At 65.5% G+C, this 21,751-nt stretch carries 18 protein-coding genes, 1 tRNA gene and 1 pseudogene; 11 read left to right on the top strand and 9 right to left on the bottom strand.

The annotated features are described in order from the left end of the window. Positions 1 to 263: 263 nt before the first annotated feature. The 6 genes from FQK05_RS15155 to FQK05_RS15130 all read right to left on the bottom strand — a co-directional run bounded on the left by FQK05_RS15155 (position 264) and on the right by FQK05_RS15130 (position 7,749). The gene (locus FQK05_RS15155; RefSeq protein WP_233270522.1) at positions 264 to 803 is read right to left on the bottom strand and encodes an ATP-binding protein; all 540 of its coding nucleotides are present in this window, start codon (positions 801 to 803) and stop codon (positions 264 to 266) included. A 321-nt stretch (positions 804 to 1,124) separates the two neighbouring features. Further along, positions 1,125 to 1,199 (bottom strand) — tRNA-Val (locus tag FQK05_RS15150). Positions 1,200 to 1,330: 131 nt separating this feature from the next. Beyond that, complete coding sequence (locus tag FQK05_RS15145) at positions 1,331 to 1,720, bottom strand: HU family DNA-binding protein (protein WP_158968275.1); 390 nt, start codon at positions 1,718 to 1,720, stop codon at positions 1,331 to 1,333. A 295-nt stretch (positions 1,721 to 2,015) separates the two neighbouring features. Further along, entirely contained in the window at positions 2,016 to 4,436 is a 2,421-nt protein-coding gene (gene lon, locus FQK05_RS15140; RefSeq protein ID WP_158968273.1) for an endopeptidase La, read from the bottom strand. A 571-nt stretch (positions 4,437 to 5,007) separates the two neighbouring features. Then, on the bottom strand, positions 5,008 to 6,138 hold the full coding sequence (gene tgt, locus FQK05_RS15135; RefSeq protein ID WP_158968271.1) for a tRNA guanosine(34) transglycosylase Tgt: 1,131 nt from the start codon (positions 6,136 to 6,138) through the stop codon (positions 5,008 to 5,010). 213 nt (positions 6,139 to 6,351) lie between these two features. Further along, positions 6,352 to 7,749, bottom strand: a complete 1,398-nt coding sequence (locus tag FQK05_RS15130; protein ID WP_158968269.1) for a nucleobase:cation symporter-2 family protein — start codon at positions 7,747 to 7,749, stop codon at positions 6,352 to 6,354. Between the two features lie 498 nt (positions 7,750 to 8,247). On the opposite strand from FQK05_RS15130, the gene rimK reads away from it, so the two are divergent. The 5 genes and pseudogenes from rimK (at position 8,248) to FQK05_RS15105 (ending at position 12,325) form a co-directional block, all read left to right on the top strand. After that, the gene (rimK, locus tag FQK05_RS15125) at positions 8,248 to 9,654 is read left to right on the top strand and encodes a 30S ribosomal protein S6--L-glutamate ligase (RefSeq protein ID WP_158968267.1); all 1,407 of its coding nucleotides are present in this window, start codon (positions 8,248 to 8,250) and stop codon (positions 9,652 to 9,654) included. 155 nt (positions 9,655 to 9,809) lie between these two features. Beyond that, positions 9,810 to 10,145: pseudogene (locus tag FQK05_RS26140) on the top strand (sulfatase-like hydrolase/transferase); the annotation flags it as partial. A gap of 549 nt (positions 10,146 to 10,694) precedes the next feature. Further along, positions 10,695 to 11,603, top strand: coding sequence for an SPFH domain-containing protein (locus tag FQK05_RS26135; RefSeq protein ID WP_158968517.1), 909 nt, complete (start codon positions 10,695 to 10,697; stop codon positions 11,601 to 11,603). After that, positions 11,600 to 11,881, top strand: coding sequence for a hypothetical protein (locus FQK05_RS15110; protein WP_158968265.1), 282 nt, complete (start codon positions 11,600 to 11,602; stop codon positions 11,879 to 11,881). The genes FQK05_RS26135 and FQK05_RS15110 overlap by 4 nt, the downstream gene beginning before the upstream one ends. 81 nt (positions 11,882 to 11,962) lie before the next feature. Beyond that, positions 11,963 to 12,325, top strand: a complete 363-nt coding sequence (locus FQK05_RS15105; RefSeq protein WP_158968264.1) for an SUF system Fe-S cluster assembly protein — start codon at positions 11,963 to 11,965, stop codon at positions 12,323 to 12,325. A gap of 102 nt (positions 12,326 to 12,427) precedes the next feature. Here the strand turns inward: FQK05_RS15105 and FQK05_RS15100 are convergent, their stop codons facing one another. Then, positions 12,428 to 13,177, bottom strand: a complete 750-nt coding sequence (locus FQK05_RS15100; protein ID WP_158968262.1) for an enoyl-CoA hydratase — start codon at positions 13,175 to 13,177, stop codon at positions 12,428 to 12,430. Between the two features lie 121 nt (positions 13,178 to 13,298). On the opposite strand from FQK05_RS15100, the gene FQK05_RS15095 reads away from it, so the two are divergent. Then, complete coding sequence (locus FQK05_RS15095; RefSeq protein ID WP_233270535.1) at positions 13,299 to 13,748, top strand: PaaI family thioesterase; 450 nt, start codon at positions 13,299 to 13,301, stop codon at positions 13,746 to 13,748. A 4-nt stretch (positions 13,749 to 13,752) separates the two neighbouring features. On the opposite strand, the gene FQK05_RS15090 is transcribed toward FQK05_RS15095, so the two are convergent. Continuing rightward, positions 13,753 to 14,880 carry an NAD(P)/FAD-dependent oxidoreductase gene (locus FQK05_RS15090; RefSeq protein ID WP_158968258.1) on the bottom strand — a complete coding sequence of 376 codons (1,128 nt, stop codon included), beginning with the start codon at positions 14,878 to 14,880 and terminating at the stop codon, positions 13,753 to 13,755. Positions 14,881 to 15,125: 245 nt separating this feature from the next. Between FQK05_RS15090 and FQK05_RS15085 the strand changes: the two genes are divergently transcribed. Continuing rightward, positions 15,126 to 15,788, top strand: a complete 663-nt coding sequence (locus FQK05_RS15085) for a trimeric intracellular cation channel family protein (protein ID WP_158968256.1) — start codon at positions 15,126 to 15,128, stop codon at positions 15,786 to 15,788. Positions 15,789 to 15,791: 3 nt separating this feature from the next. On the opposite strand, the gene FQK05_RS15080 is transcribed toward FQK05_RS15085, so the two are convergent. After that, on the bottom strand, positions 15,792 to 16,568 hold the full coding sequence (locus tag FQK05_RS15080) for an IclR family transcriptional regulator (protein WP_158968254.1): 777 nt from the start codon (positions 16,566 to 16,568) through the stop codon (positions 15,792 to 15,794). Between the two features lie 143 nt (positions 16,569 to 16,711). On the opposite strand from FQK05_RS15080, the gene FQK05_RS15075 reads away from it, so the two are divergent. The 4 genes from FQK05_RS15075 to FQK05_RS15060 all read left to right on the top strand — a co-directional run bounded on the left by FQK05_RS15075 (position 16,712) and on the right by FQK05_RS15060 (position 21,743). Continuing rightward, on the top strand, positions 16,712 to 18,028 hold the full coding sequence (locus FQK05_RS15075; RefSeq protein ID WP_158968515.1) for an aromatic ring-hydroxylating dioxygenase subunit alpha: 1,317 nt from the start codon (positions 16,712 to 16,714) through the stop codon (positions 18,026 to 18,028). Positions 18,029 to 18,437: 409 nt separating this feature from the next. Next, positions 18,438 to 19,028 (top strand): TetR/AcrR family transcriptional regulator, encoded by a 591-nt coding sequence (locus FQK05_RS15070; protein ID WP_158968252.1) that lies wholly within the window; start codon positions 18,438 to 18,440, stop codon positions 19,026 to 19,028. A 533-nt stretch (positions 19,029 to 19,561) separates the two neighbouring features. After that, positions 19,562 to 20,557, top strand: coding sequence for an isopenicillin N synthase family dioxygenase (locus FQK05_RS15065; protein ID WP_158968250.1), 996 nt, complete (start codon positions 19,562 to 19,564; stop codon positions 20,555 to 20,557). 193 nt (positions 20,558 to 20,750) lie between these two features. Continuing rightward, positions 20,751 to 21,743, top strand: a complete 993-nt coding sequence (locus FQK05_RS15060) for an ABC transporter substrate-binding protein (RefSeq protein ID WP_158968248.1) — start codon at positions 20,751 to 20,753, stop codon at positions 21,741 to 21,743. Positions 21,744 to 21,751: the final 8 nt, after the last annotated feature.

Genomic DNA, 21,751 nt, shown 5'->3' with positions numbered 1-21,751 from the left:
AGCCTGCCAGCAACCGTGGCGAGGACGAACAGCGAGGCTGGCAAACGGAAGATTCACGGCGCCGAATTCAAGGCAGAAGGCGCCGCCTGGAACCATTCGTGGCGAGACGACGAAAGCCGAGCTGGCGGCAATGGCGTGCATGAAACGCCGATCGACACCTGGAAGCGGCAGGCACAGGGCAGCATGGCCGGCCTGACAGGCAGCAGCATGATCGACAGGCTAGCTTGGCGACGCCCAAATATGTTCGGGAAATGGGGAAGACCTCAGGGCAGCGCGTCCACGACCCTGCCTGCAAGATCCTGGGGCGAGCGTTCGCCATCGAGGCGAAGAACCGGGGCGGTTTGCGTGGCCAGCCACCGTTCATGCTGTGCGAGGTTTCGTCCGGTGAATGACGGATCGTCGTAACGAGAGGCCCAGTCACGGAACGCCAGATGTGACCGGTGCATGTCGCCGCCGGGAAGAATCCGGCTTCCATGACGGAGCGCCTCACGCGCGTCCAGTCGTTTCAGGCGTAACGGGGTTGGCGTATGGATGAAGACGATCAGATCGACATTCACGACCAGCGGATCGCCCCAACCGATGAACGATCCGGTCAGCACCCAGCCCTCGCTCCGGCGTTGGCGCTCGCTGATCAGCAGGACACGGTCTTCGGGATCTCGTTTGACGCTGAACGGCGGGTCGGTCGGCATCCAATAGAAATTGTCGACGTCAATCTGTTGGACATCTAGTCGTTCGGCCAGGACCGCGCCAAGCGTCGACACGCCCGAGCAAGAAGCACCCATCAGATATAGTTTTGGCTTCACCTGACGCCTCGTGAAGATCTACGCGTCGCTGCCGACGATACCGGTCTGGCGAGACGCGTTCGTCACCAGAAGGCGGCCGCCACAACCCAACGTCTCTGCTGCAACTCTGCGTGTCGCATACTGAAAAACCCCCTGTCCCGCCACAGCCCAGATCCTGGCCCATTCCAGTACGGGAGTCACGTTTTCCGCATGTGGGCGCCATCTGCCCGAACATATGCAGGACGCGGTCGATGTGCCGGGTTTTGCATGCCGGAAACGGGAGACCACAGCTTATGGGGACTTCGGAACATTTCGCAGATCATGGATCGGTCTATGAAATCATGGTGGGTGATGAGGGATTTGAACCCCCGACATCTTCGATGTGAACGAAGCGCTCTACCACTGAGCTAATCACCCGCCGTGGACCGGGTATGTAGCGGCAGGCGGCGGGGTCCGCAAGAGCCTGCGGACAGGAAAATGAAAGGCCCCGGAACATCGTCCGGGGCCTTTCCGACTCGGGTGTCGAAACGGGCCGAAGCCCGGCGTTTTCAGGAGACGTCGGTCTCGCCGCTCTCGACGGCATCGTCTTCCGTCTTGAGCTTGGGCATGCGCACGCGGCAGAAATAGGTCGTGGCCCCTTCCGTCTCGGTCGAACGGTTAACCCGCAGCTTGCCCATCGGGGGCAGGTTCATCGGACGGCCTTCTGCAAGGGTGGCGCCCATCTGGGCCAGCATCGCATCGATGACCGGCTTCGCGAATTTCTTCTTCACGCCTGTTTCGGCCACGATCATATCGATCAGGTCGCGGCGCTTCAGCTCTTCCACCACCTCGGCCGGATCGGTCGCCACGGCGTCTTCGCCGTCGATTTCGGCTGCCATGACCTTGGCGCGCGGGGCGCGCTGTTCGGTCTTGCTGGAAGGGGTCTTGTCGGTGCTCATCTGCAGTCCTCGACAGGGTTGAGTATTTTCAAATCTTACACCCGATGAGGTCACAACACTACGGAATTTGGCGAATGTTGCGCCTCCATGCCTCCAAAAGACGGCAATTTTACACATATTTTGCGCGATCCTGGCCCGCAGGCACCATTTACACCCCGGGCGACCAGCCCCGGACGCGCAGCAGGGGCGTCCGGCGGAGTTCAAAGCAGAATCGGACGATCCCGACACGAAAACGGCCGGACCCGAAGGTCCGGCCGCATCCTGTTCACTGGCCCGAAAAACGGCCCCGGCGCGATCAGTGCGCCGTGGTCGCGGGCGCAGGCTTGCCCGAGGCCATGGCCGCGCGGGCGGCTGCGGCTTCGGCATCGGCGGCCTCGTCCCAGTCGGCCGGTTCCGGCACACGGACCAGGGCGTGTTGCAGCACTTCCGACACGTGGCTGACGGGGATGATGGTCAGCCCCTCCTTCACGTTGTCGGGGATCTCCGGCAGGTCCTTGGCGTTTTCCTGCGGGATCAGCACCGTGGTGATGCCGCCCCGAAGCGCCGCCAAGAGCTTCTCCTTCAATCCGCCGATGGCCAGCGCGTTGCCGCGCAGCGTCACCTCGCCCGTCATCGCGATGTCCTTGCGCACCGGGATCTGGGTCAGCACGGACACGATCGAGGTCACCATCGCCAGGCCGGCCGACGGGCCGTCCTTGGGCGTGGCGCCTTCAGGGACGTGGACGTGGATGTCCCATGCCTCGAACTGCGGCGGGGTCAGGCCAAGCTTCGGCCCGACCGACCGGACATAGCTGGCCGCGGCGTCGATGGATTCCTTCATCACGTCGCCCAGTTTGCCCGTGGTCTTCATCCGGCCCTTGCCCGGCAGGCGCAGTGCCTCGATCGACAGAAGCTCGCCCCCGACCGAGGTATAGGCCAACCCGGTGACCACACCGATCTGATCCTCTTTCTCGGCCAGGCCATAGCGGTACTTGGGCACGCCCAGGAAATCCGACAGGTTTTCCGGGGTGACCGTCACGCTGTCGGTCTCGCCCTTGACGATCTTGGTCACGGCCTTCCGGGTCAGCTTGCCTAGTTCGCGTTCCAGGTTCCGCACGCCCGCTTCGCGGGTATAGGTGCGGATGGTCTGGGTCAGCGCCTCGTCGGTCAGCTCGAACTCCTTCTTGCGAAGGCCGTGCGACTTGACCTGCTTGTCGACCAGGTGCTGTTTCGCGATCTCGCGCTTTTCATCCTCGGTATAGCCGGCCAGGCTGATGATCTCCATCCGGTCCAGAAGCGGCCCGGGCATGTTGTAGGTGTTCGCCGTGGTCAGGAACATCACGTTCGACAGGTCGTATTCCACCTCAAGATAGTGGTCCACGAAGGTCCCGTTCTGTTCCGGGTCGAGCACTTCGAGCATGGCCGAGGCCGGATCGCCACGGAAGTCCTGGCCCATCTTGTCGATCTCGTCGAGCAGGATGAGGGGGTTCGTGGTCTTGGCCTTCTTCATCGCCTGGATGATCTTGCCGGGCATGGAGCCGATATAGGTCCGGCGGTGACCGCGGATCTCGGATTCGTCGCGCACGCCGCCAAGGCTGATGCGGATGAATTCCCGGCCCGTGGCCTTCGCCACCGATTTGCCGAGCGACGTTTTACCAACACCCGGAGGGCCGACGAGGCACAGGATCGGCCCCTTCAGCTTCTTCGAGCGCTGCTGCACCGCCAGGTATTCCACGATCCGTTCCTTGACCTTCTCCAGGCCATAATGGTCGGTATCCAGGATCTCCTGCGCGCGGTGCAGGTCCTTCTTCACGCGGCTTTTCGTGCCCCACGGGATCGACAGCATCCAGTCGAGGTAGTTGCGCACGACAGTGGCTTCGGCCGACATCGGCGACATCGACTTCAGCTTCTTCAGCTCGCCCTCGGCCTTTTCGCGGGCTTCCTTGGACAGCTTCGCCTCGGCGATCTTGGCTTCCAGTTCGGCCACTTCGCCGGCGCCGTCCTCGCCGTCGCCCAGCTCCTTCTGAATGGCCTTCATCTGCTCATTCAGATAGTACTCGCGCTGGGTCTTCTCCATCTGGCTCTTGACCCGGGTCTTGATCTTCTTCTCGACCTGCAGGACCGACAGCTCGCCCTGCATCAGGCCATAGACCTTCTCCAGACGTTCGCTGACCGACAGCGTCTCAAGCAGTTCCTGCTTGCGCTGCACGTCGATGCCCAGATGACCCGCGACCAGGTCGGCCAGCTTTGCCGGCTCGGTCGACTGACCGACGGCGGCCAGGGCTTCTTCGGGGATGTTCTTGCGGACCTTGGCATAGCGTTCGAATTCCTGCGCGACGGTGCGCAGCAGGGCCTCGGCCACTTCCTCGTCGCCGGGCACTTCCTCCAGCGGCTCGCCCAGGGCCTCGAAATAGGCGGGGTTGTCCAGAAGCCGGGTGATCCGCACGCGTTCCTGGCCTTCGACCAGCACCTTGACGGTGCCGTCGGGCAGTTTCAGCAATTGCAGGACATTGGCCACGACGCCGGTCTTGTAGATGCCGTCGGCGTCGGGATCGTCCTCTGCCGGGTCGATCTGGCTCGACAACAGGATCTGCTTGTCATCTGCCATCACCTCTTCCAGGGCGCGCACCGACTTTTCCCGCCCGACAAAGAGCGGCACGATCATGTGCGGGAAGACGACAATATCCCGAAGCGGCAGAACCGGAACCGGGGTGGTGGTGTACGAAGGCGCTTCCATTGGCATTCCTTATCTTGGGCAAGACGGCCGAGGCCCCGCAAGGCGGCAGCACGGTGGCCGTCTCCGGTCGAACGAAATAGGTGGGGCACCGTTCCGGCTCTGTCAACCGCTCTCGCCGTTCGGATGGGGCGTGCCGGGTATCTGGTCCGGTCGATCCGATCCTCGGGAAGCGTCGGCTCCGGACCGTTCAGGTCCGGTTGGTGGCGGGTCCGTTCGTGGCAATCCCACACTGTCGCCGAACCAGCGTGGCCGGTCCGGGTCTTTTCGGCAAGTCGCGTCCGGCGTCCCGTCCCCGTCTGGGGAGAAGCCCGGCCCGCCTGCCGAAGGGCGCCGCCTTTCCCGGCGCAGTGCTGAAATATTCATCGCGTCCCGGCCCTTCAAGGGCCGCGCCCCGATCCGCCGGCACCGCGGGGCACCGCACACCGGGTCCGCAAACGGCCACGGTCCGGGGCACCGCCGCGCGCCCGGACGGGCGCGCACAATATTCGGATCGGGCCCAACGCGTGGCCTGTCGATGACGGCCTCATGACGCCGCAGACCGGGGACCGGCCCGTCGGGGATCAAAGCTGCCTCACAGCGGCGGGATATCCCCCTCGGCCCGGCCGGCGTGGAACTCTGCCTCCCAGGCATCGAACCGGCCTTCGGCGATGGCGCCGCGCATTCCGGCCATGATCTCCTGGAAGTAATGCAGGTTGTGCCAGGTCATCAGCATCGACGACAGGATCTCGCCCGCGCGGAACAGGTGGTGCAGGTAGGCGCGGGAATAGCTGCGGCAGGCCGGACAGGTGCAGGCCTCGTCCAGGGGGCGCGGATCGTCGGCATGGCGCGCATTCTTGATGTTCACGACGCCGCGGCGGGTAAAGGCCTGCCCCGTCCGTCCCGACCGGGACGGCAGCACGCAGTCCATCATGTCGACCCCGCGCTTCACGGCGCCGACGATGTCGTCGGGCTTGCCCACGCCCATCAGATAGCGCGGCTTGTCCGCGGGCAGCATGGCCGGCGCATAGTCAAGGACGCCGAACATCGCCTCCTGCCCCTCGCCCACGGCCAGCCCGCCCAGGGCATAGCCGTCGAAACCGATCTCGATCAGCGCCTTGGCGCTTTCTTCGCGCAATTCCCGCGTGACGCCGCCCTGCTGGATCCCGAACAGCGCATGGCCCGGCCTGTCGCCGAAGGCCTCGCGCGACCGCAGCGCCCACCGCATCGACAGGCGCATGGCCTCGGCCACGCGTTCGTCGGTCGCGGGCAGCGCGGGGCATTCGTCGAAGCACATCACGATGTCGGACCCCAGCAGGCGCTGGATCTCCATCGACCGTTCCGGCGTCAGCGTGTGGCGCGACCCGTCGACATGGGACCGGAAGGTCACGCCCTCCTCGGTCAGCTTGCGCAGTTCGGCCAGGCTCATCACCTGAAAGCCGCCGCTGTCGGTCAGGATGGGCTTATCCCAGTTCATGAACCTGTGCAGGCCGCCCAGCCGGTCGATCCGTTCCGCCCCGGGGCGCAGCATCAGGTGATAGGTATTGCCCAGCAGGATGTCGGCGCCGGTTTCGGCCACGCTTTCGGGCCGCATCGCCTTGACGGTCGCGGCGGTGCCCACGGGCATGAAGGCAGGGGTGCGGATCTCTCCCCTCGGGGTCGAGATCACGCCGGTACGTGCGGCCCCGTCGGTGGCCTGCAGCGAAAATGAGAATCGGTCGGTCATGGCAGCAGGGATTACGCCCGAAACCGCCGCGACGCAAAGGCAGGGCGGGGCTCCCCCCGCCGTTGCCGGTCCCAAGGGCAGGTGCAGAGGGGTGAACCCCGCCCTACGGGTCATGCAGAACGCGCCCGGAACAGCTCCGGGCGCGTCTGGCACGTGTCGGCAAAACGTCTGGGAACCGTTGGGCCGGATGGACCGGCCCCGTGGGGTCCCAGGTCAGATCGCGTCTGCTTCGGAGGCCAGTTCCAGCGCCTCTTCTTCCTCGGGATCGGTCACTTCGTGTTCCGGCAGGACCAGCGACAGGATGATCGCGGACAGACCGGCCAGGGTGATGGGGGCGGCCACGACCTGCTTGATGAAGGTCGGCAGGTGCTGCGTGGCGTCCGGCACCATGACCACACCCAGCGACAGGCCGAAGCTGACCGCCATGATATAGACCCGGCGCTGGTCGATCGGTTCCGTCGCCAGAATGCGGATGCCCGCCACGGCGATGGTGCCGAACAGGACCAGCGTCGCGCCGCCCAGGACTGGTTTTGGGATGATCAGGAAGGCCGAGCCGATCACCGGGAACAGCCCCATCAGCACCAGGTAGCCCGCGATCCACAGGCCCACATGACGGCTGGCAACGCCCGTCATCTGGATCACGCCGTTGTTCTGGCTGAAGGTCGTGTTCGGAAAGGTGCAGAAGATCGCCGCGATCCCCGAATTGATCCCGTCGCCCAGCACGCCGCCCTTGATGCGGCTCATGTAAAGCTCGCCTTCCACCGGCTGGCCCGAGATGACCGAGTTCGCGGTCAGGTCGCCCGAGGTCTCGATCGCCGTCACCAGGTACAGGAACGCAATCGGGATGAAGAGACCCAGGTCGAAATCAAAACCGTACTTGAACGGCATCGGCACCGCGAAAAGCTGCGCATTGGCCACCGGCGCAAAGCTGACCATGCCCATGAAGGCGGCGATGATCGTGCCGACGACCAGCCCCACCATGATCGCGGAAATGCGCAGCATCGGCTTGCCCAGGAAGGTCATGACCAGGATGATCACCACGACGACCGTCCCCATCAGCAGGTTTTCCGGCGCGCCCAGGTTTTCGCCCGCCGTGGCACCGCCGGCAAAGTCGGTGAACCCCACCCGCAGCAGGCTGAGACCGATCACCGTGATCACGATCCCCGTCACCGTCGGGGTGATGATCCTGGACAGGTAGGGCAGCAGCTGCGACAGCACCACCTCGACCAGACAGCCCACAAGGCACAGTCCGAAGATCATCGCCAGGATGTCCTCGGGCGTGCCGCCGCGGCCCTTGACCGCAAAACCGGCAGCCAGCACCGCGCCCAGAAAGGCAAAGCTGGTGCCCTGCAGGCTGAGAAGGCCGGACCCTACCGGCCCGATCCTGCGGCACTGGATGAAGGTGCCGACCCCCGACACGAAGAAGGCCATCGCGATCAGATAGGGCACATGTTCGCCCAGACCCAGCACGCCCCCGATGATCAGTGTCGGCGTGGCGATCCCCACGATGGCGGCCAGCAGGTGCTGAAGCGCGGCCAGTGCCGCCTGCGGTGGCGGTGGCACATCGTCCAGCCCGTAGACCAGATCGTGATGCGGTATCCCTTCGGCCATGTTCTGTCCCCTATGCAATGATTAAACCAGTCGTCCTGGTAACTGGGCCGATCTTCACGCCCGTTTTGCGGTTGCAGCAACATGGCCCGCAGTGCCCCGATGCCGGCCGTCGCGAACATGTCACTTTTGCGACACTCCCGAGGTCGGTGATTAATCCGCAGGCAGTACGTGAAATGGCGACCGGGACTGCAAGCGTTCCCGCTCCGGTCGCATTTCAGCGCCCTGCCTCGCCCCGCTCCACGTCCATTCGACAGGCCGTATCGGCCGCCGGACGGGCGCCTATCCGGCGCGTCGGCCGGCCGGGTCGGGTCATCGGGTCGGGCCGCCGCGTTGCGCCAGAACTGGCCCCGGACATTCACACATTCTTCACCAAGTTCCGACACTGGAACGGCGACGCACGCGATTCATCCGGCAGCGCCCTGCCCGACCGAAATTCGCGGGTTTCGCCGGCCATGCATCGGCCCTATAGGGGCCGCCTCTCAATCTGACGGAGTCGACATGTTCCAGCCCAAGCCCCTGACCTTCGGATGGGAAGAATGGGTCGCCCTGCCCGATCTCGGCCTGCCCGCGATCCGGGCCAAGGTGGATACCGGGGCGCGGACCTCGGCGCTCCATGCCTCGGATATCGAAACGTTCGGCCCCGTCTCGCATCCGCGCGTCCGCTTTTCCGTCCAGCCGATCCCCGGCCGCACCGATCTGGCCATCGCCTGTTCCGCCGAACTGGTCGACCGGCGCGAGGTGACGTCGTCCAACGGGGAATCCGAACTGCGCTATGTCATCCGCACCAATCTGACCGTCGCCGGCCAAAGCTGGCCGATCGAGGTGACGCTGACCAACCGGTCCGGCATGGCCTCGCGCATGCTGCTGGGCCGGCAGGCGCTCAGCGAGCATATCTCCATCGCGCCCACGGAACGGAACCTGCAGCCGGAACTCAGCTACGACGTCTACCATTCCCAGCAGGTCCGCCGCGCCGCGCCGAAACGCGCGCTCAGGATCGCGGTCCTGAGCCGCGAGAACAACTATTCCACCAAGCGTCTGGTCGAAACCGGCGAAGCCCGCGGCCACGTGGTGGAGGTGATCGATACCGCGCGCTGCTACATGGCGATCAACGCCCTGGCGCCCGAAGTGCATTACGATGGCAAGCGCCTGCCCCGCTATGACGCGGTGATCCCGCGCATCGGGGCCTCGATCACGCCCTATGGGACGGCCGTCATCCGCCAGTTCGAAACCATAGGGACCTTCTGCGTGAACGGCAGCGCCGGCATCACCGCCAGCCGGGACAAGCTGCATGCCCATCAGGTGTTGGCCGCCCGCCAGATCGGGATGCCGGTTACGGCCTTTGCGGCGTCGCCCAAGGACACCGACAACCTGATCGAACTGGTGGGCGACGCGCCGCTGGTGGTGAAGCTGCTGGAAAGCACGCAAGGCAAGGGCGTGGTGCTGGCGGAAACGACCAAGGCCGCCGAAAGCGTGATTTCCGCCTTCCGGGGCCTGCGCGCGAACTTCCTGGTCCAGCAATTCGTCAAGGAAGCCGCGGGCGAGGATATCCGCTGTCTGGTCGTGGGGTCCCGCGTCGTGGCGGCGATGAAGCGCACCGGGGCCGAAGGCGACTTCCGGTCGAACCTGCACCAGGGCGGTACGGCAACGGCAGTCCGCATCACGAAGGAAGAGCGCGACACCGCCCTGCGCGCCGCCCGCGCCTTCGGGCTGAACCTGGCGGGCGTCGACCTTCTGCGATCCTCCGACGGGCCCAAGGTGCTGGAGGTCAATTCCTCCCCCGGGTTCGAGGGGATCGAGACGGCGACCGGCAAGGACATCGTCGGCAAGCTTTATGACGAGATCGAGCTGCGCGTGCGCCCGCAGCCGGTGCGTCGCCGCAAGGCCGCAGCGTCGGAAGACGCATAGGCCGGAACGCTCTCATCGACACACAAGCGCACGGGTTCCCGCACGGTTCGCCTTAAGGCTGTTCTACACTCCGGGAAAAAAGCCCATCCAAACGCTTCCCCCGTGACGCCGTCGCCGCGGGGGAACCGTTGTTTGTCCGGCACAACGCGACGCGGATGCACTGCCAGACCCACCTGAACGACCACCAGAAGGGCATCACCGGCAACGTCTGTGCCGACGGGATGGTCGAACCGGACGACGACGTGGGCGAACTGCTGAACCTGCTGGACGAACTGGGCGTGGCCGACAACGCCATGGCCATGTTCTCGACCGGCAACGGGGCGGCGACGCATTCCTGGCCCGACGGCGGCAACCAGCCCTTCCGCGGCGAAAAGGGGCTGGGCGGCTATGAAGGCGGCTTCAAGGTGCCGATAGCGGTGAAATGGCCGGGCGTGATCCCTGCCGGCACCACCACCGGCGAGATGACGCCGATGGGGGACTGGATGCCCACCATCATGTCCGTTCCGGGCCAGCCCGACCTGAAGGACGGGCAGCTGGACGGCGCCGACATCGGCGGCACGAATTATCGTGTCCAACTGGACGGTTACGACCAGAGGCCGATCCTGAACGGCACCGGCCCGTCCAACCGCATGGAATTCTTCTATTTCACCGAATCCCCCTTCCACGGCCTGCATCACGGCAAATGGAAAATCCTGTTCACGACGCAGGACAAGTGGTTCAACGGTGTTGTCAGCCAGCTGATCACCCGGCTGGACCTGGACCCGTTCGAACGCTTTCACGAGGCGCGCGGTTTCGACGAATGGCAGGAAAACCTATCCTGGGCGCTGTCACCGGCGCTGGCCATCGTCCAGCAACTGGCGGACACCTTCCAGACCTGCCCGCCGCGCCTGATCAGCTTCAGCGCCGATACCGACACCGGCACCGGCACGATCATGGAGCAGATCATGAACGCGACCCCCAACCGCTGGGGGCGGTCGGATCGTGACTTCCGATCCGGCACATCCTACATGAAGGTTGTGCCACGGACAGGAGGATCACCGATGGACGAACAACTTCTGATCGACCTTCTGGCCGGGAACCTCGTCTATGTCCTGGCCTTCGTGCTGGTCGTGGTGGTGATCTTCCGCGGCGTGAAGATTGTGCCGCAGTCGGAAAAATACGTGGTCGAACGGTTCGGCCGGCTGCATTCGGTGCTGGGGCCGGGCATCAACGTGATCGTGCCCTTCATCGACTATGTCGCGCACCGGATTTCGATCCTGGAACGGCAGCTTCCGACGATGAGCCAGGATGCCATCACATCGGACAACGTGCTGGTCGAAGTCGAAAGTTCCGTCTTCTACCGCATCATCGAACCGGAAAAGACCGTCTACCGGATCCGCGACGTGGACGCGGCCATCGCGACCACCGTGGCCGGCATCGTGCGCTCGGAAATCGGCAAGATGGAACTGGACGAGGTGCAGTCGAACCGCGCCACCCTGACCGCGACGATCAAGGAATCGGTATTTGCCGTGGTCGACGACTGGGGGATCGAGGTCACCCGGGCGGAACTTCTGGACGTGAACCTGGACCAGGCGACCCGCGCAGCGATGCTGCAGCAGCTGAACGCCGAACGCGCCCGCCGCGCCCAGGTGACAGAGGCCGAAGGCAAGAAGCGCGCGGTCGAACTGGCCGCGGATGCCGAACTTTATTCCTCGGAACAGATCGCCAAGGCGCGCCGCATCCAGGCCGATGCCGAAGCTTACGCGACCGAGGTGGTGGCCAGGGCGATCCGCGATCACGGGATCGAGGCGGCACAGTACCAGGTCGCCCTGAAACAGGTCGAGGCGCTGGTGGCGCTGGGCAAGGGCGAAGGCCGCCAGACCATCGTCCTGCCCGCCAACGCGATGGATGCCTTCGGCGACGCCTTCGCCATGCTCAGGGGCGTGGGCAAGACAGGGGCCGGGCGATGATCTTTCTGGACCTTCTTGTCCTCTGGTGGGTCTGGCTGGCCGCCGCGCTGGTCCTTGCCACGCTGGAGGTGCTGGTGCCCGGCTTCGTCTTCCTGGGCTTCGCGATTTCCGCCCTGCTGGTTGGGCTGTTGCTGCTAATCCTGCCCCTGGCCGTGGGCGCGCTGGCGCTGCTTGTGATCTTCGCGGTGGTGGCGCTGGTGGCCTGGATTGTGCTGCGGCGGCTCTTTGCGCTGCCCACCGGACAGGTGCGGATCATCCGCCGGGACATCAACGACTGACGCGCTCCCCATACCAGCCGCGGGGTGGACGTTACCTGCGCAAAATCCTATATATTCGGTCAGGATATGAACGAGGCCGGAATGACCGAAAGCACCCAGCCGCTGGAAGGCACACCGTTGATCGCACCGTCGACCACGGACCATCCGCTTTACGAGGCCGTCACCGACGCCTGCCGCACGGTCTATGACCCGGAAATCCCGGTGAACATCTACGAGCTGGGGCTGATCTACACCATCGAGATCAGCGAAGAAAACGACGTCCGCATCCTGATGACCCTCACAGCCCCGGGCTGCCCCGTGGCCGGCGACATGCCGGGCTGGGTCGCCGATGCCGTCGAACCCCTGCCGGGTGTCCGCAAGGTCGATGTCGACCTGACCTGGGAACCGCCCTGGGGCATGGACATGATGTCGGACGAGGCGCGACTGGAACTGGGGTTTCTCTGAACGCCAGCCGCGTTTGACCGCCCTCTGACGGCCGATCCTGCAGGCCTCACCCTGTCGAGCCACCGATGCCGGACGCCGTCGCGGTCCGGCATGTGCTCTGTGTCAGGGCTTCGATCCGATGGCCCCCGGCCGGATTGCCACCCCGCCATTGTTGGCATCTGCCGCCCGATCCTCGAATTCCATGGCCTCGCCAAAGGGCATTGCATAGCCGTCGTCGATCAGCTTCTTCATCGCCGCCACATTCGCCGGATCGAAGGCCGCGGCCGCAGCGGCCAGCGCCTGTGCCTCCGTCCCCAGATCCGCATCGTCGACACAACGGTTGATGAAGCCCAGCCGTTCCGCCTCTTCCGCCGTCACCCGGCGCCCTGTCAGGGAAATCTCCTTGGCGCGGTGCGGCCCGATCAGCCGCGGCAGGCGCTGGGACAGGCCCCAGCCCGGGATCAGCCCGAATTTCGCATGGGTGTCGCCGAACCAGGCCGACCGCCCCGCCAGGCACATGTCGCAGGCCAGCGCCAGTTCGAACCCGCCGGTCACCGCCAGCCCGTTCACCGCCGCGATCACCGGCTTTTTCACCGCCGCCAGCGTGTCGCCCAGATTGGTGTCGGCCGCCAGGGACGTGCCGACCGGCGCGCCCGATGATCCAAGTTCCTTCAGATCCAGCCCCGCACAGAAGGCACGGCCCCGGCCGGTGATCACAATGGCGCGGATCCCGGCATCCGCATCGGCCACCTTCAGTGCCGCCACCATCGCTGCCTTCAAGGCCCGCGACAGCGAATTCAGCGCGTCGGGCCGGTTCATCGCCAGCGTCAGCACCCCGTCTGCCGTGGATTGTTGCAGAACCTGGTCGGTCATCGTCATCTCCCTGTCCCGGCCCACTCCGGTCTTATATCCCGGCGACCCCCGGACTTCAGTCATGCATGTTTGTGCCCGGGCCACCAGTCCCGGCAGGACCAGGACCCGGGTCAGAGTGACCATGACGACCGTCCCCTTGCCAGAATCGATGTCCGTCCCGCCCGGCTTTGTCCGCCTCGAAGACCCGACCGAGATGGCGGCCGTCAACGGCCCGCACTACTTGATGCCCGCCGCAACCGGCCCCGGCACGCTGGGCTTCCGCGTCGAACGACGCCGCCTGAACCGGTCGGGCCTCTGCCATGGCGGCACGCTGGCCGTCTTCGCCGACATGATGGGTCGCGCGATGGACCTGACCTCGTCCGAAAAGACCGGCCCGACGATCACGCTCTCGGGCGACGACCTGGCGCCGGTGAAACAGGGCGATCAGGTCGGGGCCACGCCGGAACTGACCCGCGTCACGCGGCGGATGTTCTTCTTCCGCGCGCTGATGGTGGTGGGCGACACGACCGTCGCCAGCGTCCACGGCATCTACAGGCGCCGGTCCCGCACCGAAAGCGTGATCGAAGACTGACGCCTCACAGCCGTCCAGGCGCCAGCTTTTCCGGCACCAGCCCCTGGGCCGCGATGTCGTCCGGAACGCCCCGGCCCAGCACCAGCGCCGCCGCCAGCCGCGACAGGGCGGGCGCCGTCTGGATGCCGTAACCGCCCTGCCCGGCCAGCCAGAAAAAGCCCGGCGCGACGTCGGAATAGCCCACAACCGGTTCCCCGTCGGCCACGAAGCTGCGCAGGCCCGCCCAGCGGCTTTCGATGCGGCGGACCTTCAGGTCAAAGGCGGTCTCGATCCGGTCGATACAGATGGCGATGTCCAACTCGTCCGGCTGGACGTCCTGCGGCTCCTCCGGATCCTCGTTGGCGGGCGAAATCAGCAGTCGCCCGGCATCGGGCTTCATGTAGAACGCCTCGTCCACGTCGCAGGTCATGGGCCAGCCGTCGACATCCACGCCCTCGGGCGCCGCGATGGTCAGGGCCGTGCGGCGCCTGGGCGTCAGCCCGATGGTCTCGGCCCCGGCCAGCGCGCCGATCCGGTCGGCCCAGGCCCCGGCGGCATTGACGACCACCGGAGCGTTGAAGGTGCCGGCGGCCGTTTCGACCGTCCAGGCGTCGGCCGTCCGGGTCAGGCCGGTGACAGGGGCCTTTGTCACCAGTTTCCCGCCCCGGGCACGGAAGGCGCGCAAATAACCCTGCAACAGCCCGTGCACGTCGATGTCCTGCCCGCTTTTCGACAGCATGGCCCCCACGGCATAGCCATCGCGAAGCACCGGCACGAGCTTGCGCGCCGCGTCGGCATCCAGCCGTTCGACCGTGCCTTCGGCCGAAGCCTCGGTGATCATGGCGTCCAGCGTGTCCGACTGGTCGGCCCGCGCGATCATCAGCACACCCCGGGGCGTGACCAGCGGTGCCTCGGCAAAGCCTTCGGGCGGATCGTGAAAGAACGTGCCCGCGGCACGGGTCAGCGCCCGGATCCCCGGCGGGCCATAGCCCGGTTCGTACATCGCCGCGGACCGTCCGGTCGTGTGATAGCCGGGCTGGCCTTCCATCTCCAGCAGCAGGACCCTGGTATCCCGCGACAGCTCTGCCGCGGCCGAAGCCCCGGCCATGCCGGCGCCGATCACGATCACGTCCACCTGTTCACCCGAAGCCATGCCTGTCGTCCCGTTTCAGATCCGTTCCCTGATGCGATACCATGCCCCGGACCTGCGCGCCGCGCGACGGCAGCGCGCAGGTCCAATGGAAAGCCCCCGTTGGCCCACACGACCTGTCGGTGGCAACCTGCTCTCGTCAGCCCCCCCCCTCAAGGCCCCCTCAAGGCCCCTGTCCCGCATGGCCACAGGGCGGTAAAGCTGCCACGGGGCATTCCAAGGGGCATCCAGGGGGCAGACGGGACATCATGGGCATTGAAGGCGAACCGATCAGTACCAGCATCCTGGCGATCATGTATTTCGGCGACGTCGTCTTTGCCGTCAGCGGCGCGCTGACGGCGGCGCGGTTCCGGATGGATGTGCTGGGCTTCGTGCTGGTCGGCACGATCACGGGCATCGGCGGTGGCACCACGCGGGACCTTCTGCTGAACCGCGAAATCTGGTGGGTCCACGACCCGACAGAGCTGTTACTGTGCGCGGTGGCGGCCCTGACGACCTTCTTCTTCGTCCCGTCCGAACGCTATCGCCAGCGCGGCCTGATCTGGGCCGACGCCCTGGGTCTTGCGGCCTTTGCCGTGGTCGGCTGCCACACGGCGCTGGCCTTCGGCACGCCACTGGTGATCGCGGTCTTCATGGGGATGCTGACCGCCACCGGCGGCGGCGTGATCCGGGACGTGCTGACCAATACCCAGCCCATCATCCTGAGCGGCGAGCTTTATGCAACGGCCGCCCTGGTCGGCGCGCTGACCTATGCGCTGCTGATGCAGACCGACATCCCCGTCCCGATCGCGCAGGGCATCGCCTTTCTGGCGGCCTTCACCCTGCGGGCGCTGGCGATCCTGCTGGATATCCGCATGGGCCCGCCAGGCGAGTTCGTCCGCATCGGCCGCTGGAACGGCCCGCGGCAGTAACTCTTACCACTGCCCCAGCGCCGGCAGTTCCGCCAGGCGGGCCGCGGCCATCTGCATCGCCACGGTCGCCTTGGCCTGCCGGTCGATCAGGTCCGGCAGCGCCAACGGCAGCGAGGTGCCAAGCACCGCCCGCGCCCGCCGTTCCGGCCCGGTCGCACCGACGGGCACGGCCAGCCCGGCGATGCCGCTTTCGTATTCGCCGCGCACGACAGAGACGCCGCCGTAGATCGCCGCCTCCACCGCCTTCGCAATCGCGTCGCGGTCCAGGCAGGTGTCGGCCGTCATCGCCTCCAGCGGCGCGGCGGCGATCAGGTCGGCGCGCTGGCCCTCTGGAAGACCGGCCAGCAGCATCCGCCCCACGGCGGTGGGCAGCAGCGGAAGCGTGCTGCCGATGGTGAAGCCGAAGCTGACCCGCGCCTCGGCCGTGGCGGACTGCGCGACATAGATCGCCTGCATCCCGTCGCGGACCGCCAGACTGACCTCGCCCCCCATGCGGGTCGCACAATCGTTCAGGACCGGCTGGACGGAATGGCCCACCGCATTGGCGCGCAGGAAGGCGCCCGCCAGCGTCAGCACCCCCGGCGCCAGGCGATAGCCGCGGTCGGTCGCGGCCAGCAGCCCCGCCTGAACCAGCGTCAGGCTCAGCCGTCGCACCGTCGCCCGGTCCAGACCTGTCCGTCGGGCCAGGTCGGCCTGCGTCACGTCCCCGTCGGTGCCGCGAAAGGCGCGCAACACCTCAACCCCCTTCAACAAGGTCGTGGCGATGTTCCGGTCCTGCATGCGGTCCCTTTCCGCCGGCCACCCTTGACAGGTCGCGCCAGCACGGTAGCATTTCACTATATCAACATATGTGCGTATAACGCACGTCCCAGCCAACGGCAACCAAGCTCGGCCCACCACGCCGCCCCAGGGAGATGACCGCGATGATCAGCCAGGAATTGAACGACACGATCACCCGGGTCGGCCCCGGCACGGCGGCCGGAGAGGTCCTGCGCCGCTATTGGCAGCCGGCGGCACTTGTCGACGAACTGGCCGGCGAAAGGCCCGTGGTGCCGGTCACGCTGTTGGGGGAACGGCTGGTCCTGTTTCGCGACAACGACGGCAATCTGGGCCTGATCGGCCGCCACTGCCCGCACCGGGGCGCCGACCTGTGTTTCGGCCGGCGCGAGGACAACGGCCTGCGCTGCCCCTTCCACGGCTGGCACTTCGACCGCAACGGCCAGTGCGTGGAACAGCCCGGGGAACCCGAAGGTTCGGAAATGTACAAGCAGATCAAGACGGTATCCTATCCCGTTGAAGAACGAAACGGCATCGTCTTCGCCTATATGGGCCCGGGCGAACCGCCCAGCTTTCCGAATTTCGACTGTTTCCGCGCGCCCGACACCCATGTCTTTGCCTTCAAGGGCCTGTGGCAGTGCAACTGGCTTCAGGCGCTGGAAGTGGGGATCGACCCGGCGCACGCATCCTTCCTGCACCGCTTTCTGGAAGACGAGGACCCGAAAGACAGCTATGGCAAGCAGTTCCGCGACAGCGCGGGCGAAACCAACATCCCCATGACCCAGCTTCTGCGGGACTATCCCCGCCCGGAGATCCGGGTGGAGGAAACCGATTTCGGCATGAAGCTGACGGCCCTGCGGCACATGGAAAACGGCATGACCCATGTCCGCGTCACGAACCAGATCTTCCCCGAAGCGATCTGCATTCCCATGAGCCGCGAGATGACGATCACCCAGTGGCACGTGCCCATCGACGATGAAAATTGCTATTGGTATTCGATGTTTACCAGCTTTGCCAAACCGGTGAACAAGGATCTGATGCGCGAACAGCGGCTGAAGGAGCACACGTTGCCCGACTATGCGCCGCTGAAGAACAAGTCGAACAACTATAACTTCGACCCGGCGGAACAGGCGACGCAGACCTATACGGGCATGGGGCTGGACATCAACGTGCACGACCAGTGGGCGGTGGAAAGCATGGGGACGATCCAGGACCGCACGCAGGAGCATCTGGGCAAGACCGATGTCGGCATCATCAAGTTCCGCCGCATGCTGCGCGAGGCGATCCGGAACTTGGCCGACGCGGAAGAAACCGCGCTGCCCATGCGCAACGGCGTCGACGTGTCCAGGATCTTCGGCCCCCTGTCGAACGACGCGATCACCGACACCGCCGACTGGGAAGCCGCCAGCCAGCGCGCCGATGCCGAACGCCGCGCCGCCTGCCCCTGGGATGCGACGGTCTGACGGCACCGGCCCATCCAAAAGGCGGTCCCCCGCCCCGACGGCGCCCGGGGCGCACGCGTCCCGCGGGGGCGGATCATGTCACGCAGGCGCCGGGCGGCGTGGCCTTGCCCGGGGCACCTGTCCCGGGCGTTTCGCAGTGCGGGTGGGCACGTGTCGGGCGTCCTGGGCGGGGTCCGGACACCGGGCCATGGCGCGCGGCCGCATCGAAAAGTGGTGTCCGTTAAAGGGGAACGCCCGTCTGCGCCGGGAACAGGCCATCCGTGCAGGCCCTCTGCACAGGACGCGATTCAACTGCCGACCATACCGTTCGGTATTCAGAAACCTCTTTGAACATCCCCTGTGGATGATATTCGGAGGCTATACAGCAGGAAGGCCGTAAGCAGGCGTTCACCAGGTAACGATGACCCGATTGTCCCGAGAAAAAGCCCGCGAGGCGACACGCGGCAAGCTGATTGCCGCGGCGCGCACCTGTTTTGCCCAGCACGGTTTTGCCGGGGCATCGGTCGATGTGATCGCCGAAACCGCCGGCTATACCAAGGGCGCCTTCTATTCGAACTTCGACAGCAAGGAAGCCGTCTTCTTCCTGCTGCTGGAAGACCACCTGGCGCAGGAGATCGCGCGCGGACGTTCCGCCACCGCCGGCAGCAGCTTCAACGAGGCACTGAACCGGATGATCCGCGTCTATGACCTGGAAGGCGAAAGCCAGGACTGGTGCCTGCTGGCGGTGGAATTCGCGCTGCATGCCGCGCGGTCGGAAAGCTTTGCCGCGCGCTATACCGAGCTTTGCGGCAACAATCACGTGCAGCTGGGCCGGAACCTGACGCGGTTGGCGGATCTTGCGGGGCGGCCGATGAACAAGCCCGCCTACAAGGCCAGCAAGTTCCTGGCCTTCCGCACCGGCCTGGCGCTGGACCGGACTGCCCCCGCCCCGTCGCTGACACCCGGTGACGTGCGCGGCGCGCTGGGGGGATTCCTGCGCAAGGTGCTGCTGCGGATCTGACCGGATCCGCACACGCGGCGCTGCGGGTTTCATCATCGATACTTGGAATATGTGCATTTTTTGTGCAACTATTCGCAGCACAGCCTTTCATGTCACGACAGTTCTGGCCGCCTTTCCGCACTGCGGCATAGGTTCGGGGCGAGTAGAAGCGGAAGGGCCCCAGGCTCGGTCATTGCTCATCCATTCCCGACGGTTGCCTGCGAAAGCGGCAGCGACTGGGCTATTGTGGTGAGGCGACGCATGCTCGACAGCAACAACGGTGCAACCCCGTCCGGCGGCAACATGTTCACAGCGCATATTGCCCAGCGGATGACGGGTGACACGGCCGGAGCGCAGTGTTCCGGCAGGGCCCGGGTCCGCGCTTGCCACATTGGAAGCACGGGCATGCGGGACCATCGCCCGTCGGCCTGCCGCTGCGGCCGGACGCGGCGCAGACCGCCCATGCACGACCGGATCACCAACCGGAGTAGAAGCAGTCAGCGCCACCGGAAGGGCGTCGGTCATTGCTCCCCATCTGCAGGAGGAGACCTGAGATGACGAGCGACACGCCGAAACTGGCGGAGCTGGAAAAGGAAGCCCTGATGGGCAGTTACGGCGAGGAGGTCGACCGCGACATCCCCCGGATCGACATGTCCGACTTCCACGCCCGCAAGGCGGAGATCACCGAAGACCTGTGGCAGGCCGCGACCGGCATCGGTTTCTTCCAGCTGGAAAACCACGGCATCCCGCAGGCCCTGATCGACGAGGCCTTCGCCCTGTCGGCGGCCTTCTTCGATCTGCCCGCGGATCTGAAGGACACCATGCCCCTGCGCCCCGGCACCAATGCGGGCTGGGAATACATGGCGCAGGTGCGCCCGTCGACGGGGACGGCGGACCGCAAGGAAAGCTTCCAGATCACCCTGCCGCGGATGCGGGGCCTCTGGCCGTCCGAAGGGGACCTGGCTGGCTTTCGCGCCACCATGCTGGCCTTCGAACGTCAGAACTGGGCCCTGGCGATGAAGGTCCTGTCCTGTTTCGGCGACCGGCTGGGCTTTCATCCCGACACCTTCATCGATGGCCACGATCCGCAATCGGACCAGTACCAGTCCACCCTGCGGCTGCTGCACTATCTGGGAATGGAAGACGCCACGCCCGAGGATTTCAGGGGCTGGCGGTCGGGTGCCCATACCGATTTCGACTGCCTGACGCTGTTGCACCAGAAGGGCGGTCAGGGCGGCCTGCAACTGTGCCCGTTCAAGGACAGCCGGGGCCGCGCCATCGCCTGGACCGACGTGCCGCCGCTGGAGGGCGTGATCACCTGCAATATCGGCGACATGCTGATGCGCTGGTCCGACGACAGGCTGCAGTCGACGCTGCACCGGGTGCGGATGCCCAAGTCCGACGAATATCTGGGCCCGCGCTATTCCATGGCTTTCTTCGCCCAGGCCAACAGGGACACCGTGCTGGCCGGTCCCGACGGCAAGTACGATCCGATGACTGGCCACGATTACATCCAGATGCGCCTTGGCGCGAATTACGGAAAAAAATGATGCACGACAGGCGGTTGCCCGAAAAGGTTAACGCGACCGCCTGCCGTGGCGAAATCCGGCAGGCGCGGGTCCGGTCCCGCGCCCCCATGGCCCTGTCTTCATCTGCCTCGACACAATCGGCAGGGCTGAACGGCATGACCCGCGCCGGGCGGGATTGCCTTCAAGAAACAAAGATCCAACACGGAGGTTACCAATGAAATCCACAGCTCTCGCCGGCGCCCTGGTGGCGCTGGCCGCGGTACCCGCGGCCGCCCAGGACCTGCCCAAGGCCGTCTTCGGCACCAACTGGCTGGCCCAGGCCGAACATGGCGGGTTCTATCAGTCGGTCGCCGACGGCACCTACAAGGACTGCGGTCTGGACGTGTCCATCGTGCAGGGCGGCCCGCAGGTGAACAACCGCGCCATGATGCTGGCCGGCAAGATCGACTATCACATGGGAGGCGACCTGCTTCAGGCGTTCAACGCCGTCAAGGAAGGCGTGCCGGTCGTGTCGGTCGCCGCGATCTTCCAGAAGCACCCGCAGGTGATCCTGGCCCACCCGGGCAAGGCCGAAACCTTCGAGGACCTGAAGAACCTGACCCTGCTGATCGGCGACAACGGCTATCAGTCCTATTACCAGTGGATGATGGCCGCCTACGGCTTCACCGCCGAACAGCGCCAGCCCTACACGTTCAACCCGGGCCCCTTCCTGGCGGACGACAACAAGGGCATGCAGGGCTACCTGTCGTCGGAACCCTATCTGGTTGAAAAGGAAGGCGGATTCACCCCGGCCGTGTTCCTGATCGCCGATGCGGGCTATTCCACCTATGCCACCACGATCGAGACGATGGCCGACACCATCGCCAATAAGCCCGAGCAGGTGCAGTGCTTCGTCGATGGGTCGATCAAGGGGTGGTACAACTATCTTTACGGCGATCATTCGGCCGCCGATGCGATGATCATGGCCGAAAATCCGGAGATGACGCAGGACAAGATCAACTACGCGATCGAGAAGATGCTGTCCGAAGGCATCGTCGATTCCGGCGACGCCGAGACGATGGGCATCGGCGCGATGACGGACGAGAAGGTGAAGGATTTCTTCGACAAGATGGTCGACGCCAAGGTGACCGACGCCGATATCGACTGGAAGTCGGCCTATGACAACCAGTTCGTCAACGCTCAGGTCGGCATGGACCTGAAGAAGTAAACGTTCCT

It is taken from the genome of Chachezhania sediminis, assembly GCF_009765275.1.
In the GTDB taxonomy this organism is placed as follows: domain Bacteria; phylum Pseudomonadota; class Alphaproteobacteria; order Rhodobacterales; family Rhodobacteraceae; genus Chachezhania; species Chachezhania sediminis.
Note: the sequence above shows the minus strand (reverse complement) of the source record. Positions and strands in the feature narration are given on the sequence as shown.

Coding starts and splice junctions, on each gene's coding strand:
- FQK05_RS15085 (WP_158968256.1), top strand. CDS start 15,126: ATGGGCATTGAAGGCGAACCGATCAGTACCAGCATCCTGGCGATCATG.
- FQK05_RS15080 (WP_158968254.1), bottom strand. CDS start 16,568: ATGCAGGACCGGAACATCGCCACGACCTTGTTGAAGGGGGTTGAGGTG.
- FQK05_RS15100 (WP_158968262.1), bottom strand. CDS start 13,177: ATGACCGACCAGGTTCTGCAACAATCCACGGCAGACGGGGTGCTGACG.
- FQK05_RS15060 (WP_158968248.1), top strand. CDS start 20,751: ATGAAATCCACAGCTCTCGCCGGCGCCCTGGTGGCGCTGGCCGCGGTA.
- FQK05_RS15110 (WP_158968265.1), top strand. CDS start 11,600: ATGATCTTTCTGGACCTTCTTGTCCTCTGGTGGGTCTGGCTGGCCGCC.
- FQK05_RS15095 (WP_233270535.1), top strand. CDS start 13,299: ATGACGACCGTCCCCTTGCCAGAATCGATGTCCGTCCCGCCCGGCTTT.
- FQK05_RS15105 (WP_158968264.1), top strand. CDS start 11,963: ATGACCGAAAGCACCCAGCCGCTGGAAGGCACACCGTTGATCGCACCG.
- FQK05_RS15130 (WP_158968269.1), bottom strand. CDS start 7,749: ATGGCCGAAGGGATACCGCATCACGATCTGGTCTACGGGCTGGACGAT.
- FQK05_RS15090 (WP_158968258.1), bottom strand. CDS start 14,880: ATGGCTTCGGGTGAACAGGTGGACGTGATCGTGATCGGCGCCGGCATG.
- FQK05_RS15065 (WP_158968250.1), top strand. CDS start 19,562: ATGACGAGCGACACGCCGAAACTGGCGGAGCTGGAAAAGGAAGCCCTG.
- FQK05_RS26135 (WP_158968517.1), top strand. CDS start 10,695: ATGGACGAACAACTTCTGATCGACCTTCTGGCCGGGAACCTCGTCTAT.
- FQK05_RS15145 (WP_158968275.1), bottom strand. CDS start 1,720: ATGAGCACCGACAAGACCCCTTCCAGCAAGACCGAACAGCGCGCCCCG.
- lon (WP_158968273.1), bottom strand. CDS start 4,436: ATGGAAGCGCCTTCGTACACCACCACCCCGGTTCCGGTTCTGCCGCTT.
- rimK (WP_158968267.1), top strand. CDS start 8,248: ATGTTCCAGCCCAAGCCCCTGACCTTCGGATGGGAAGAATGGGTCGCC.
- FQK05_RS15075 (WP_158968515.1), top strand. CDS start 16,712: ATGATCAGCCAGGAATTGAACGACACGATCACCCGGGTCGGCCCCGGC.
- tgt (WP_158968271.1), bottom strand. CDS start 6,138: ATGACCGACCGATTCTCATTTTCGCTGCAGGCCACCGACGGGGCCGCA.